Origin of the sequence: Mammaliicoccus stepanovicii, from assembly GCF_002902525.1 — a bacterium.
GTDB lineage: Bacteria > Bacillota > Bacilli > Staphylococcales > Staphylococcaceae > Mammaliicoccus > Mammaliicoccus stepanovicii.
The window spans coordinates 1-561 of record NZ_PPQZ01000126.1 but is presented as its reverse complement, the minus strand read 5'-3'; the positions used below and the strand labels follow the sequence as shown (position 1 = coordinate 561).

1 pseudogene is annotated in these 561 nt (G+C 21.7%); it reads left to right on the top strand.

Going from position 1 to position 561, the window contains the following annotated elements:
- Window positions 1-352: 352 nt before the first annotated feature.
- Window positions 353-561 (top strand): annotated as a pseudogene (locus tag CD111_RS12705) (hypothetical protein); the annotation flags it as partial.

The window sequence follows — 561 nt, the reverse complement described above, 5'->3', positions numbered from 1 at the left end:
AATATAAACAGGGCTGAATAGAAAAGCAATTTTCTCTTCAGTCCTGTTTTGTTATAAGAAATAAAAGTTTTAACTAAATTCGAATAATGTAAAATTGCAATTATTTTCAGGTTCCAAACGATAAATTTTAAAAATATTGCATTTAGTGAACTAGATAGTAAATTATTTAAAGATGGAATCAAAATAAGAAAAATTAAATACATATTTTGTATAAATTAGTATATAATATCCATAAATAGAATTTTATAATATATTCATAAAATTTAAATGTAAATACGAGTATATTTAGGAAGGTGATTTGTAAGCATTTATTTGATAGTTGAAATGAGAATATAAAAGGAGAAGTTTCTAAATGGAATCATTTTATTGTGTAAGAAATCCGTATTTAACTAGATCTAGTGTAGTGAATTTTATATCGATATTTTTATGTGTATTTATCGTTAAAATAAAAGATAACTTTGATTTGATTCCTACATACATATGGGCTTATATCATATTTTCTTTAATTATGTGGATTTTAAGTATATTAATTTCAACGGGATATTTATTTGACAATAAAGG